This is a genomic window from Acidimicrobiales bacterium, from assembly GCA_035316325.1.
Taxonomy (GTDB): Bacteria; Actinomycetota; Acidimicrobiia; order Acidimicrobiales; family VFJN01; genus DASXTK01.
In genome coordinates this window covers 1-12,889 of record DATHJB010000153.1, presented here as the reverse complement: position 1 = coordinate 12,889, position 12,889 = coordinate 1, and the positions used below count along the sequence as shown (strand labels likewise).

General features: G+C 71.2%; 14 protein-coding genes. 3 read left to right on the top strand and 11 right to left on the bottom strand.

Features of this window, described 5'->3' with window-relative positions:
• The 3 genes from VK611_20085 to VK611_20075 all read right to left on the bottom strand — a co-directional run.
• Window positions 1-668: DUF222 domain-containing protein (locus tag VK611_20085; GenBank protein HMG43641.1), on the bottom strand; the 668-nt coding region annotated here is incomplete at its 3' end.
• A gap of 64 nt (window positions 669-732) precedes the next feature.
• Window positions 733-1,647 (bottom strand): NADP-dependent oxidoreductase, encoded by a 915-nt coding sequence (locus VK611_20080; GenBank protein HMG43640.1) that lies wholly within the window; start codon window positions 1,645-1,647, stop codon window positions 733-735.
• 20 nt (window positions 1,648-1,667) lie between these two features.
• Window positions 1,668-3,734: a hypothetical protein gene (locus VK611_20075; protein ID HMG43639.1), complete on the bottom strand. Its 2,067-nt coding sequence runs from the start codon at window positions 3,732-3,734 to the stop codon at window positions 1,668-1,670.
• Between the two features lie 118 nt (window positions 3,735-3,852).
• Here VK611_20075 and VK611_20070 point away from each other — a divergent pair, with 118 nt between their 5' ends.
• Window positions 3,853-4,323 (top strand): VOC family protein, encoded by a 471-nt coding sequence (locus VK611_20070; GenBank protein HMG43638.1) that lies wholly within the window; start codon window positions 3,853-3,855, stop codon window positions 4,321-4,323.
• Between the two features lie 8 nt (window positions 4,324-4,331).
• Here VK611_20070 and VK611_20065 read toward each other — a convergent pair whose 3' ends face one another.
• The 5 genes from VK611_20065 to VK611_20045 form a co-directional block, all read right to left on the bottom strand.
• Window positions 4,332-6,140 carry a glycoside hydrolase family 20 zincin-like fold domain-containing protein gene (locus tag VK611_20065; GenBank protein ID HMG43637.1) on the bottom strand — a complete coding sequence of 603 codons (1,809 nt, stop codon included), beginning with the start codon at window positions 6,138-6,140 and terminating at the stop codon, window positions 4,332-4,334.
• Window positions 6,141-6,227: 87 nt separating this feature from the next.
• A complete protein-coding gene (locus VK611_20060) occupies window positions 6,228-7,277 on the bottom strand; it encodes a hypothetical protein (GenBank protein ID HMG43636.1) in 1,050 nt (349 codons plus the stop codon).
• Between the two features lie 94 nt (window positions 7,278-7,371).
• Entirely contained in the window at window positions 7,372-7,872 is a 501-nt protein-coding gene (locus VK611_20055) for a DUF2505 family protein (protein HMG43635.1), read from the bottom strand.
• Between the two features lie 21 nt (window positions 7,873-7,893).
• A complete protein-coding gene (locus VK611_20050; protein HMG43634.1) occupies window positions 7,894-8,592 on the bottom strand; it encodes a hypothetical protein in 699 nt (232 codons plus the stop codon).
• Between the two features lie 58 nt (window positions 8,593-8,650).
• Window positions 8,651-8,872: a DUF6457 domain-containing protein gene (locus tag VK611_20045; protein HMG43633.1), complete on the bottom strand. Its 222-nt coding sequence runs from the start codon at window positions 8,870-8,872 to the stop codon at window positions 8,651-8,653.
• A gap of 23 nt (window positions 8,873-8,895) precedes the next feature.
• Between VK611_20045 and hydA the strand changes: the two genes are divergently transcribed.
• Window positions 8,896-10,314, top strand: a complete 1,419-nt coding sequence (gene hydA, locus VK611_20040) for a dihydropyrimidinase (protein HMG43632.1) — start codon at window positions 8,896-8,898, stop codon at window positions 10,312-10,314.
• A 6-nt stretch (window positions 10,315-10,320) separates the two neighbouring features.
• Here the strand turns inward: hydA and VK611_20035 are convergent, their stop codons facing one another.
• Together VK611_20035 and VK611_20030 are read right to left on the bottom strand one after the other, a co-directional pair.
• Window positions 10,321-10,818: a GNAT family N-acetyltransferase gene (locus VK611_20035; protein HMG43631.1), complete on the bottom strand. Its 498-nt coding sequence runs from the start codon at window positions 10,816-10,818 to the stop codon at window positions 10,321-10,323.
• Entirely contained in the window at window positions 10,815-11,093 is a 279-nt protein-coding gene (locus VK611_20030) for a DUF1778 domain-containing protein (GenBank protein HMG43630.1), read from the bottom strand. The genes VK611_20035 and VK611_20030 overlap by 4 nt, the downstream gene beginning before the upstream one ends.
• 84 nt (window positions 11,094-11,177) lie before the next feature.
• Between VK611_20030 and VK611_20025 the strand changes: the two genes are divergently transcribed.
• Window positions 11,178-11,651, top strand: coding sequence for a hypothetical protein (locus VK611_20025; protein HMG43629.1), 474 nt, complete (start codon window positions 11,178-11,180; stop codon window positions 11,649-11,651).
• A 4-nt stretch (window positions 11,652-11,655) separates the two neighbouring features.
• Here VK611_20025 and VK611_20020 read toward each other — a convergent pair whose 3' ends face one another.
• A complete protein-coding gene (locus VK611_20020) occupies window positions 11,656-12,867 on the bottom strand; it encodes an acyl-CoA dehydrogenase family protein (GenBank protein ID HMG43628.1) in 1,212 nt (403 codons plus the stop codon).
• Between the last annotated feature and the right edge of the window lie 22 nt (window positions 12,868-12,889).

The following is a 12,889-nucleotide window of genomic DNA, read 5'->3' as shown; positions in this document are numbered from 1 at the left end:
ATGTCGACCAGCGCGTCCGCGCGCCGCTCCGCCGGCGACCGCTCCGGCTCGCCCTCCACATCGTCAGTGGACGCCAACCGCAACGCGGTCTCGGTGATCGCCCCGGCTTCGGGGTCCAACGACCCGGAGAGCTCCCGGCGGCCGTTCATCGTCCGCGACAGGTGCAGCCGGCGTTCCGGACGCGCGGGCTCCGGGTCGGTGGGGTCGATCAGCGAGTCCTTCGCTGCCTGCGCCCAGGCCTGCATCGCCGTGGCCACATCACTCACGGACATCGCCGCCAGCGTCGGCACCAGATCGGGTTCGGCCCACGCGAACAACGGGGTGATGGCGTCGTTGAGGTTCACCACGATCGCCTGCACCTGGCCCGACGACAGCGTCCCGTTCCGGTAGGCCTCGGCCAACACCGGCAGATCACCCAACCGCCGCGCCGTCCGCGCCATCCCATGAGCATTCCGAGCGCTGCAACCCGTCGACTTGAGCCAGGCCGTCATGTTCACCGCACCCGACTCGCGCCACCCTTCGGCGCGGTCGAAGTCGCCCACTGCGGTGGTGACGGTGGCGTGCAGTCGGTCGAGCAGACCCAGGCAGTCGGTCAGGGCGACCGGATCGACGGGGATGACGAGCTCCCAGATCGCTGTCGCCAGTGTGTCTCTGACCGTCTCGTACATACGTCGTACCGTACATGTGTTCCCCTCCCATAACCACCGTTTTCCGGGGCTTTTCGCGAGCGACCTAAGGGGTGAGGATGACCTTGCCGGGGAGGCTCCCGGTCGACTTGGCCAGGAAGGCTTCCCTCGCCTCGGGCAAGGGGTAGACCGCGGTGACCTGGGGATGTAGCTCGCCGGAGTCGACGCGGCGGGCCAGGTCCGCCAGCTGGGCGCGGTCGGGTTCGCGGACGAAGTAGATGCCGTCGGGGGTCGGAGGGGGCGAGACGATGGAGACCAGCACCCCTCCCTCGCGGACGACGGCCGCGGAGCGGGCGAGGATGTCGCCGCCGATGGTGTCGAACACCACGTCGACGCCCCGGACGACCGACTCGAACGGCTCGGCGTCGAGGTCGACGAAGCGGACCGCGCCCAGGGACAGAACCAGGTCCCGCGCCGACGCCCGGCCCGTGCCGATCGCCTTGGCCCCCAGCGCCCGAGCGAGCTGCACCGCCAGGCTCCCCACACCGCCCGCCGCTCCGTGGACCAGCACCGTCTGCCCCGCGTTCAGCCGGCCGTGCACGCACAGCGCCTGCCACGCCGTCAGCCCTGCCTGGGGCAGCGCGGCCGCGCCCACGAAGTCGACCGTCGCCGGCTTCAGGGCCAGGTTGCGGGCCTCGATCGCCAGGTACTCGGCGGCGGCGCCGTCGCGAAAGGGATCCGAGAGCCCGAACACCTCGTCACCCACCGAGAACCCTGTGGTCCCCCACCCCAGCGCCGCCACCACGCCCGCCACCTCGTGGCCCGGGACCGTCGGCGTGCGGGGCCGGCCGGCCCGGTCGACCCAGGTGCCCGGCCACTCGAGCTCGTTCGGGGTGATGCCGCACGCCCGCACCTCGACCAGCACGTCGCCCGCCGCCGGCACCGGGTCCGGAGCGTCCTCGTAGACGAGCCCGTCGAGTCCGTCGAGTCCCACCCGGTCGTGGATGCGCACAGCCTTCATGGAGGGACGAACCTACCGGGCTACTCCTTCAGGAAGAGGGACGGGCCCGGGTCGGTGAAGGTGGCCACGCCGTCGCCGGAGGCGGTGAAGTCGTCGGTCTCGTGGCCGGCCCAGTCCTCGATCGGCTCGCCGTCGGACGACAGGTGCTGGTAGGCCGTGCCGTTCCACCCGAAGACGTAGACCGTCGTGGGCGACGCGTAGGGCGCGTACGGCTCGAACGCCCCACCGGAAGCCAGCTGCTTCTCCATCCGGTTGCCGTAGAAGACGTTGCGCGGCCCGGTCGCCCCCGACCACTTCACGGCCTTCTGCCCCGCGCCCCACCAGATCGGGTACCAGGCGGAGTCGTCGGCCTCGTCGCCCGAGCCGCCCTCCCCGCCGCAGTTGGCGGTGCACGACCCGGGCCGGTGCTCGTACGGCACCCGCACGGTGTTCCGTTCGAACAGGTTGTCCCGCTCCCAGCCGCCGTGCAGGTTGAGGTCGGAGTCGGTGTCGTTGCCGATGAACACGTTGCCCGACGCCGACCACTGGAACGTGGCGTGGCGCAACCCCCGCAGCACGTTGCCGGCGTACAGCGAGTCCCACACCCGGGACCCTCGCAGGTAGCCGTTGCCGCCCTTGCCCTTGTTCCAGGAGCCCTCGAACCAGTTGCCCACGATCGAGAGGTTCTTGGCCTCCTCGGTGACGACCGGGTGCGAGCCGGTCATGTAGCTGGCCGTGTCGCGCACCCACCCGTCGACCGCCCACTTGAACACGATCCCGTGCATCTCGTAAGCGGGCGCCAGGTTGCCGTACTCGTGCTCCGCGTCGGCCGGGTCGCCGTCGGGGATCACCTGGCCGAAGTGGAAGCCCTCGAAGCCCACGCCCACCACCGGGTCGACCAGCGGCGACGCCTTCGACTCGTAGGTGTCGCCCTCGATCTCGTCGGACCCGTCGGACGTCGAGTCGACCGGCACGTCGAACTCCAGGGGCTTGTCCAGCGTGACCGTGTGCTCGTCCTCGTCGACCGCCGCGATCGTGAAGATCTGCTGGCGCATGTGGAGGTTCTGCAGGTCGAAGTCGGTGGGCAGCGCCGACTGCTGATCGTAGAAATCCCGCGAGTTGGCGGCCCGGATGTTGACCCAGCCGCCGACGGTGAAGTCGTCCAGGTCGGCGCCCTCGTCGAGGTGGACGACCGTGTCGCCGGCCACCGCCGAGAAGCGGTCGTCGCCGGGCTCCTCCCCCAGCTCGACCCCGGCCTTCCAGTGGACGTTGACCGTGCCCTCGAAGATGTCGCGCCGGTCGTCGGGTGCCGAGTCGTAGGCCGCCCGGTAATCCTCGTCGACCTCCCGCGACTGCACCCGGAAGAGGCCGCGACCGGGCCACAGCCAGCCGCCCTTGCCGTCCCTGTGGGTCATGCCGTCCTCGTCCCAGTCGCCGCCGTCGTCGGTGAGGGCGTCGTAGGCGGTGGACTCGTCGGGGCGGAAGACGATGCGGGTGCCCGACGCCGGGTCGGAGCCCGCACCCCGGATCACCAGGTAGTCGGCGTCGACGGAGATCTCCCGCGAGACGTCGAGCACGCCCTTGGGCAGCTCGATGCGCGACAGGGAGTCGTACGACGCCCGCGGTGAACAGACGTCGCGGATGCGGTCGACGGCACCCTGGAGGCCCTCGCTGTCGTCGCGGTCGTCGTCGGGGGCGACGTCATAGCCACTCGACAGCTCCGCGGCGGTGATGAGGCAGGCGTCGTCGGTGGTGAAGTCGCCCTCCGCGGGGAGGGGTTCGCCGCCCCGGTAGCCGGCGTGCGACCAGTCGGGCAGGCCGGCGACCTGGCCCCGGCGGTTGGCGGCGGAGAGGTCGAGGTCGGGCAGGTCGACGGCGTCACGGGCGGGCACCTCGGGAGCGGGCTCCCCCGCCACGTCGCCCAGGCCGGAGGCGTCGTCACCGGAGGAAGCGCCGTCGTCGTCACGGCTGCTCGACGCCGGCTCGGCGCGGTCGTCGTCGGAGTCGGAGCCGTTGTCGGGCCAGACGAGCACCGCCACCAGCGCGGCGACCAGGAGGCCGAACACGACCCCCAGGGCGATGAACGTCGCGGGCTTCCGGCTCGTCATGAAGTCTCCTGTCCGTCGCATGCCTCCCCCGGGGAGCCCCCACTCTCCGCGGGCCCACCCTAGTTCCAGGCCGACTTACTGGTGACGCAACTAGTAAGTCGCCTGGTAGTCCTGAGGCATGGAAGTGAAGGAACTCGGGCACATCGTGCTCTACGTGCGCGACATCGAGCGGTCGTCGCGCTTCTACCGCGAGGTGCTCGGCTGGCGGCAGATCCTCCCGGACCCCGACGAGCCGGCGACGGTGGCCCCCATCGCCGCCTTCTCGGCGCCCGGTGGGCGGACGCACCACGAGCTGCTGCTCATCGAGGTGGGGCCCGACGCCGCGCCCCTCCCGGCGGGCCGGCGGGTCGGCATGTACCACTTCGGGCTGAAGGTGGGCGACAGCGACGACGAGCTGCGGGAGGCGCTGGCGAGCGTGCAGGAGTCGGGGACGACGATCCTCGGCGCCAGCGACCACACCGTGACCCACAGCCTCTACGTCGCCGACCCCGACGGCAACGAGATCGAGCTCTACGTCGACGTCCCCGGCATCGACTGGCGCACCGACCCCACCCTCGTCGCGGCTCCCATCAAGCCCCTGCGCCTGTAGGACACGCCCTACCCGTAGCTGACGAGCGTGGCCTCGAGGTGGCCGACGCTCTCCCGGAGGCCGCCCGGGCGGGCGCGGGCGAGCCACGACTCCCGGTAGGCGTCGACGGCCTCGGCGAGGTCCGTGCGCAGCTCCGCCGGGGACGGGGCGGGGGCGCCGGCCGTGCGCAGCAGGCGGTAGGCGCCGTGGCGGGCCAGACGGGTGGCGGTCGTCAGCTCGTGGCGGACGACGTCGCCGTCGGTCGACTCGGGCCGGGACCCGGCGATGTCGTCGAGCGCACCGTCCAGCTCCTCGACCAGCGGCGCCAGCAGGGCGGGATCGGGCCGGCCCATCACCAGCTGGACGAGGTCGGGTGCCAGGGCCGGCACCAGCGGGGAGCAGTTGAAGCCCCGCTGGCCCGTGCGACGCCAGGCGTGGCCCAGGGTGTCGAGGACCCGGCCGAGGGTGCCCGTGGCGTCGGTGAAGACGTGCCGGTCGAGGACCTCCGCCAGGTCGAGGTCGCGGTTGGCAGCCAGCGACCAGCCCACCGCCCCGCCGAACGCGATCGGCCCGAAGCCGACCGACGGCGGCTGCATGTGCCCGCCGTCGCCCCACTCGGTGAGCAGGTAGCCCCCGGCACCACGATCGAGCCCCACCTCGGCGGCGTCGACCATGTTGGCGACGGCGTTGTCGATCCGACCCACCAGCGACATCCAGCCCGACGTCCCCGGCGCCACCCAGAAGGGCACGCCTGCCTCGGCCAGGGGCGCGGTGTTGGCGGCGAACCCCAGGTGGGCGTCGGGCTCGATGCCGGCCCGGGCCAGCGCCGCGGCGATCTCCGGTGGCGGCGCCGGGAGCGACCCGCCGCGCGCGCCGCCACGCCGGGGCGCCTCGTAGGTCCAGGCGACCGGCACGACACCCGACGGCAGCTGCTTCACGAGGCTCGGGTCGCGGCGCAGGACGTCGGCCCAGAACTGCACCTCGTAGCCCCGATCCGCCAGCGGGCCGACGATCCGCAGCAGGTGCTCCAGGTACAAATCCTCCCGACCCCGGGCGGCCACCAGGTCGCGGCTGAACCCCTCCCCCAGCTCGAACGTCTCGTCGCAGCCGACGTTCACCTGCCGGCTGGTGAAGTTCGGCAGCAGCTCGTCGAACAGGTCGAGGGCGAAGGCCGCGTTGTCCGGCGTCGGGGCCAGCACCGCCGCCGGCCGTCGGATGCCCGGGATGATCTCGAAGCCGTCGGGCGCCTCGGCCCGCTCCCGGTACTCGGGGTGCTCCAGCCAGCGGTGCATGTGGCCGAAGCAGTTCTGGTTGGGCACGAGCTCGATGCCCTGGTCACGGCACAGGGCATCGAGCCACACGACGTCGTCGGGCGTGATCGGCGAGGCGTCGCGCCACACGGTCTCGTGGTCGCGGTAGGCGAAGGTGTGCTCGGTGTAGAGCTGGAGCTGGTTGAAGCGGGCGAGGGCCAGCAGCCCCACCAGGCGCGACAGGGTCCCCCGGGTCGGCACCCGGTCGCGGCTGACGTCGAGCATGAAGCCGCGCACCGGGAAGTCGGGCCAGTCGTCGACCCGCAGGCCGGGGAGCCGACCACCGTCGGACTGGGCGCGGACCTGGTCGAGGAGCGCCGAGCCGTAGCGACGACCGTTGTCGTCGCGGTGCTCGAGGGTGACGCCGTCGGCCCCGATGGTGAGCCGGAACCCCTCGGCAGGCAGGTCAGCGGCCGTGACCACCCGCACCGGAGCGCCGGCCGGTGCGCCCTCGCCGCCGACGGTCAGGCGCTGCGGGCGTGGGAAGAGCACGCCCAGCGAGTCGGCCCCCGAGCCTCCAGCTCCCATCGGCACATCCTTGCGCACGCGCCAGGACGGCAGGGAGTCGCAGCTCCCTGCCGTCCTGAGTCCGGACGCGCCTGTCGCCGTTGCCGGCTACTTGTCGAACAGGCGCCAGTCGTAGCGCAGCTCGTACTTGCCGCCGTGGCCGCTGAAGACCGCCGTCGACTCGCTGCTGTCGATGGCGCCGCCGGGGAAGCGGTGGGTCGCGGTGGGCACGTCGAGGCGCGCGGTGGTCGGCGGGAACACCTCGTCCTCCCAGATGCTCTTGAAGATCTCGTAGACCTTCCCGACCGCCCAGCCCACGGCGACGCCGATGATGGCGCCGATGGGACCGCCGCTGGCTCCGATCATCCCGCCGATGTACGCCGTCAGGGCGGTGATCACCTTGCCCTTCACCCAGTTGTACAGCTTGTCGACGAAGTCGGGCAGCCCGCCCATGTCGACCTCGGCCATCACGAAGGTGACGAAGTAGCTCTTCGGGTACTTCGTACCTTCGCCCAGGTTGAAGAAGCAGAAGCGACGCGGCGGCGAGTACGTCTTCACGTCGCCGTCGTCGAAGCTCGCCACCTTGAACGGCTTGATCTTGTGGGTGTCGCCGCTCTCGTCGACCTCGCTGCCGGCGAGGTGGATCTCGTCCGAGCCGGCCTCGCTGCCGAACCAGCCGTTGGTTTCGTCGACGCAGCGCACGCGGTGCAGGCGCAGCTCCACCTGCTTGTACGCCTTGGCCGACGTCACCGCCACCGCCGCCGGAGCGTGCACCGCCTTCAGCAGCTCGGCGGTGGTGAGCTTCACCTTCGGGATGGCGATCTTCCTCATCTGCGTCTCGATCGGCTCGGCCGAGGCGAGGTTGATCTTCGCCAGTTCGCCGACGCGGCTGGCCCGGGCCGACGCCGGCTGGGCCAGGCTGGCCAGCGCGTTGTTGGCCGCCTTCGACTTCACCTGCTGGGGCAGCTCGGCGAAGCGGGTCTGCAGGATGCCCTCCAGGGACTTGGGGTCCTTCGGCAGGAGGAACGCCTTGGGCTGATGGTGGTGCGCGGCAACCTTCTCCGCCGCCAGCTGCGCCTGCTGGATGATCGGTTGCAACACCTTGCGCACCTTCGGGTCGGTGATGTCACCGAGCACCGATGCTGTGATGTCCGCCACGTGACTCTGCTCCTCGTTTCGTGGTCGTCTGGGACCCGAGGAACGTACGGAAGGGTGCGCTAGCGAATCGCTAGCGAGACCGGGTGACGCCGGGCTAGTCGGCGGACGTGAGGCGGCGGTCGAGCTCGGTGGCCTCGATGTCGAGACGGCGTCGGAGGCCGGGGACGATGCGGCCCTCGGCCATGCTGCCGACCCCGAACACCCCGACCTTCAGCTCGCCGGTCAGGCGGCGGACGCTGGCGCCGGCGTCGCCGTCCACCGGCGCGACCGTGAAGTCGGCCTTGCCGTGGAGGCGCTTGGGTTCGGCCTCCGCGGCGAAGCGGAGGCGCCCCTTGCCCGTGGACCGGTCGAGGTCGAGGTCCTGCAGCCAGGTGAGCTTGCGGCCGCCCAGCAGGCGGGACGCGATCGGGTCGAGCGACCCCACGAACTCGTAGCGCAGCTGCAGGTGGGCGTCGTCGCCGTCGACGTCAGCCGCCACGACCTCGGGCAGCGACAGGTCGGGCAGCTGCAGCTCCCGGTGGAACTCGGGGTCGGTGAGCAGGGCGACCACGGCGTCGACCGGACCGCCGAAGCGGTGCTCGGCCGTGAACCTCACCGCGACCTCACCACCGCGTCCTCACGACCGCAGCGTGACCCGCACGCGCTCCTCGTCGACCTCGACGGGGTCGACCGCCAGGCCGGCGTCGACCGCCCGCTGGCGCGCCACCTCGAGGTCGTCGCCCAGCTCCGACCACACCTCGCCCACCATCACCAACCCGTCGTCGACCTCCAGCGCCACCCGCTCGAACGTCGACACCATGGCGCCCAGCAGGTCGGTCGCCGCCAGGAGGTACACCACCGGCTGCGGGGTGGCGATGCCGCCGCTGAGGACGATGCTCACGTCGACGCCCACCTCCTCGCGCACCCGCTCGACCTCGCGGTCGAGGGCCTCGGCCAGCTGGCCGGGGACGTCGGTGGCCTTCATCGCCCGGTCGGCGGGCTGCACGCCCACGGTGTTGGCCCAGCGGCGCTGCATGTCGGCCAGGACCAGAGGCCACGACGGGCCGGGGCCGCCCTCGGCCAGCGCCTGCGTGCGGGTGGCCGCCTCGCGGGCTGTGGCCTCGGCGACCGCCCGTTCGGCGGCCTCGATCTCGGCGGTCTGCCGCCCGACGGTGGCGCGCAGGTCGTCGCCGTTCTGCCGCAGCCGGTCGCGCTCGGCCGCCAGCTCCCGGCGTGCCGACTCGCCGGCCGCCAACTGGCCGCGCAGCGCCTGGAGCTCCGCCTGCGCGGTGCCCAACGCCTGTTCCGCTGCCTTGCGCCGTCCGAAAAGGCCCATCGGGAGGCGACGGTAGCTCGCCTCGCGCCCACCCGGCGCACCAGCTGTGCGCTTCCTTTCAGCCGCCGGCCACGATCACCTTCCGGGCCCGGGTGAGAGCCTCCTGCGGGTCGAGGCCGGCACGGCCCACGAGGTAGCAGGCGACGGGTGCGGCGAGGCGCTCGGAGGCGTGGGCCGCGACGCCGGCCAGCTCCAGCAGCGTGTCGACGGTGGCGTCGTCGGGCGGGTCGATGCCCAGCTCCTCGGCGTACGCAACGATCCAGTCTCGTCCGGTCGGCATGGGAACGTTCTACCGTTCTCCCGGTGACGACCACGCTGATCGCCAACGGCACCGTCGTGTCCGCCGAGGGTGCCGTCGCCCAGGACGTGCTGATCGACGGCGAGCGGATCGCCGCGCTGCTGCCGTCGGCGTCGTCGTCGTCGGCGTCCTCAGCGACCGTGGTGGCCGACCGGGTGATCGACGCGGCGGGCAAGTACGTGATCCCCGGCGGCGTCGACGTCCACACCCACATGGAGGTGCCGTTCGGCGTCACGTTCTCGTCGGACACCTTCGCCTCGGGCACGCAGGCCGCAGCCTGGGGCGGTACCACCACGATCGTCGACTTCGCCGTGCAGCGGAAGGGCGAGCGGGTGCTCGAGGGGCTCGAGGCCTGGCACGCCAAGGCCGCCGGCCAGTGCGCCATCGACTACGGCTTCCACATGATCGTGGGCGACGTGACCGACGAGTCGCTCTCCTTGCTCGACCGCCTCGCCGACGAGGGCATCACCAGCGTCAAGCTGTTCATGGCCTACCCCGGCGTCTACTACAGCGACGACGGAGAGATCCTCCGGATGATGCAGACCGCCGCCGCCAACGGGACGATGGTGATGGTGCACGCCGAGAACGGCCCGGCCATCGACGTGCTGGTGCGCCAGGCCCTGGAGCGGGGCGACACGTCGCCGATCAACCACGGGCTGACCCGGCCGGTGGCGCTGGAGGAGGAGGCCACCTTCCGGTCGATCAAGCTGGCCGAGGTGGCGGGCTGCCCGGTGTACGTGGTGCACATGTCGGCGGGGGCGGCGGTGGCGCGGGTGGCGGAGGCCCGGTCGGCGGGGGCCAACGTGTTCGGGGAGACCTGCCCGCAGTACCTCTACCTCACGCTGGAGGACCACCTGGGGGCGCCGGGGTTCGAGGGCGCCAAGTGGGCCTGTTCGACGCCGCTGCGGTCGCGCCACGAGCACCACCAGGACGACCTGTGGCGGGCGCTGCGGCTCAACGACCTGCAGGTGGTGTCGACCGACCACTGCCCGTTCTGCTTCAAGGAGCAGAAGGAGCTCGGGATCGGCGACTTCTCCAAGATCCCCAACGGCATCGGCACGGTGGAGCACCGGATGGACCTGCTGTACCAGGGGGTGGTCGACGGGCACATCTCGCTGCCCCGCTGGGTCGACGTCGCCTGCACCACCCCGGCCCGCCTGTTCGGCCTCTACCCCCGCAAGGGCACGATCGCCCCGGGCTCCGACGCCGATGTCGTCGTCTACGACCCCTCCGCGACCACCACCCTCGGCGGCGCCACCCACCACATGAACATCGACCACTCCGCCTACGAGGGCATCAAGATCCAGGGCAAGGTCGACACGGTCCTCAGCCGCGGCCAGATCGTCGTCGAGTCCGACCAGTTCGTCGGCTCCCCCACCCACGGCCGCTACCAACCCCGCACCTTGTCCGACCTCCTCCTGTGAGGGAGGTCAGGGCCACGGAACCCCCAGCGACTTCGCCGCCCTGCTGAGCTTCAGGACGAGGCGATGCGAGTCGTCGGGGAGAGGCATGAAGCCGTGATGTCGGTAGAAGGCCGCGGCATCGTCGTCGATCGCGTCGACCACGACGATCCGGCCGCCGACTCGTCGGGCGGAGTTGACGATGACGGTCAACGCACTGTTCAGCAGTTCGGCGCCCATGCCCTTTCCTTGGAGCGAGCGATCGAGAGCAAGCTTCGCGAGCAAGATCGCCGGGATCTGTGCCGTGGCACCCCGAGCAATCTTCTTCGGAGCCTGTCCCCGGGTGACGTGGCACGGCGCGATGGCGAAGTAGCCCACCGTCTTCACCCCAGCCATCAATACATACGTGCGGGTGCCCTGCCCAGTGGCGCCCGCCGCATGGCGACACAACCAGTCGTTCAGCTCGGCGTTGCCGCAGTCGAAGCCGTCGTGGTCGTGGTCGCCGAGTAGCTCGACGACGTGACTCACCGAATGACGATACGGGGGTGGCGCCGGGCCCGGCGGGCAACCTTCGCCAGCTGCGGCACCGGTTCCTGATCGTCGATGTCGGCGAGCAGGGCGTCGAAGAAGTCGGCCGGCACGGTGATGGTCATCGACTCGGTGATGACCTCCTCGGCGCGCTCCATGGCGGCGGCGAGCACGAACGCCGAGACGCTCATACCGGCCACCGCGGCCGCATGCTCGATGCGCGTCCGCTCCTCGGGCGACACTCGCGTCTCCAACCGGTTGGTCTTCACTGCCATGTGCATCAGCCTACTCTGTACGGATGTTGTACGGACGCGATCTTGTGTTCCCATAGCTGTGGTGGGGCGCCTACGGTGAGAGACATGGGGTGGGCGCGGGTGATGGTGGTGGTGACGGCGGGGGTCCTCGGGATCGTCGGGTGTGGCGGTGACGACGACGATGGTGCATCGGCGGCGCCGCCGGAGACGACGACCACGACCGAGCAGCCGCCCTCGACGCCGGTGCCGGTCGATCCCGGGGCGTGTCGGGCGGCGAGCGAGGGGGACGTCAACGCCATCGACCTGTCGATGACCCAGCTGGCGACCACCGTCGACCAGGCCTTCACGGCGACCGAGGGCCAGTACCGCTACGTCGCCGGCAACCTCTACGAGCCCGACGGTGCCCTGATCCCCGGCGCCTCGGTGTGGGCGTTCGACGGCGATGTGCTCTTCGCCGTGTCCGACAACGCCGCCACCCACTCGGTCTTCTACCCACCCGACCGCCCGGCGATCGCCAACTGGGCCGACGGCCGGGCCGTCGCAGCGCTGCAGGTCTGTGTGGCGGAGGCGACCGCGTGACCGCCTAGCGCTGCTCGTGCTTGCGGAGCTCGCGGCGGGCGACCGTGCGGCGGTGGACCTCGTCGGGGCCGTCGGCGATGCGCAGGGTGCGGATGCCGGCGTACAGCGCGGCCAAGGGCGTGTCCTGACTGACGCCGGCGGCACCGAACATCTGGATCGCGTCGTCGATCACCTGCAACGCCATCTGCGGCACCGCCACCTTGATCGCCGAGATCTCGGTGCGGGCCGCCTTGTTGCCAGCCGTGTCCATCAGCCAGGCCGTGTACAGCGTGTAGAGGCGGGCCTGGTCGATGGCGATGCGGGCGTCGGCGATCCGCTGCTCCCACGCACCCTGCTCGGCGATCGTCTTGCCGAAGGCGACCCGCGCCAGCGACCGCGAGCACAGCAGGTCGAGCGCCCGCTCGGTGGCTCCGATGGTGCGCATGCAGTGGTGGATCCGGCCCGGGCCGAGGCGGGCCTGGGCGATGGCGAAGCCGCCGTTCTCCTCCCCCAGCAGGTTCGTCACCGGCACCCGGACGCCCTCGAACCCGACCTCGCAGTGCCCCTCGCGGTCCGTGTAGCCGAACACCTGCATGTTGCGCACCACCGTGACGCCCGGGGTGTCGATCGGCACCAGCACCATCGACTGCTGCAGGTGGGGCGACGCCGACGGGTCGGTCTTGCCCATCACGATGAGGATCTTGCAGCGGTGCGACGCCGCGCCGCTGATGTACCACTTGCGGCCCGTGATCACGTACTCGTCGCCCTCACGGACGATCGAGCACTCGATGTTGGTGGCGTCCGACGAGGCGACGGCCGGCTCGGTCATGGCGAACGCCGAGCGGATCTCGCCCTCGAGCAGCGGGTGCAGCCACTGCTCCTGCTGCTCCGGCGTGCCGAACATGGTGAAGATCTCCATGTTGCCGGTGTCGGGCGCGGCGCAGTTGCAGGCCTCCGACGCCAGCGGCGAGCGACCCATGATCTCGGCCAGCGGGGCGTAGTCGAGGTTGGAGAGCCCCTCGGTCCACTGGGTGCGGTGTGGGAGGAAGAGGTTCCACAGGCCCCGCGCCCGGGCCTCCGCCTTGAGGTCCTCGATCACCTGGGGGTGGGCGTGGGGGTCGCCGGCCGCCGCCATCTGCTCCCGGTAGACCGACTCGGCGGGGTAGACCCGCTCGTCCATGAAGTCGAGGAGCTTCTTCTGCAGTTCCTGGCACGTGGACGAGAGGGCGAAATCCATGCGAGGAGATTAAGCCGCATGT

Coding starts and splice junctions, on each gene's coding strand:
- VK611_20025 (HMG43629.1), top strand. CDS start 11,178: ATGGGGTGGGCGCGGGTGATGGTGGTGGTGACGGCGGGGGTCCTCGGG.
- VK611_20045 (HMG43633.1), bottom strand. CDS start 8,872: ATGCCGACCGGACGAGACTGGATCGTTGCGTACGCCGAGGAGCTGGGC.
- VK611_20050 (HMG43634.1), bottom strand. CDS start 8,592: ATGGGCCTTTTCGGACGGCGCAAGGCAGCGGAACAGGCGTTGGGCACC.
- VK611_20080 (HMG43640.1), bottom strand. CDS start 1,647: ATGAAGGCTGTGCGCATCCACGACCGGGTGGGACTCGACGGACTCGAC.
- VK611_20075 (HMG43639.1), bottom strand. CDS start 3,734: ATGACGAGCCGGAAGCCCGCGACGTTCATCGCCCTGGGGGTCGTGTTC.
- VK611_20020 (HMG43628.1), bottom strand. CDS start 12,867: ATGGATTTCGCCCTCTCGTCCACGTGCCAGGAACTGCAGAAGAAGCTC.
- VK611_20030 (HMG43630.1), bottom strand. CDS start 11,093: ATGGCAGTGAAGACCAACCGGTTGGAGACGCGAGTGTCGCCCGAGGAG.
- VK611_20070 (HMG43638.1), top strand. CDS start 3,853: ATGGAAGTGAAGGAACTCGGGCACATCGTGCTCTACGTGCGCGACATC.
- VK611_20065 (HMG43637.1), bottom strand. CDS start 6,140: ATGGGAGCTGGAGGCTCGGGGGCCGACTCGCTGGGCGTGCTCTTCCCA.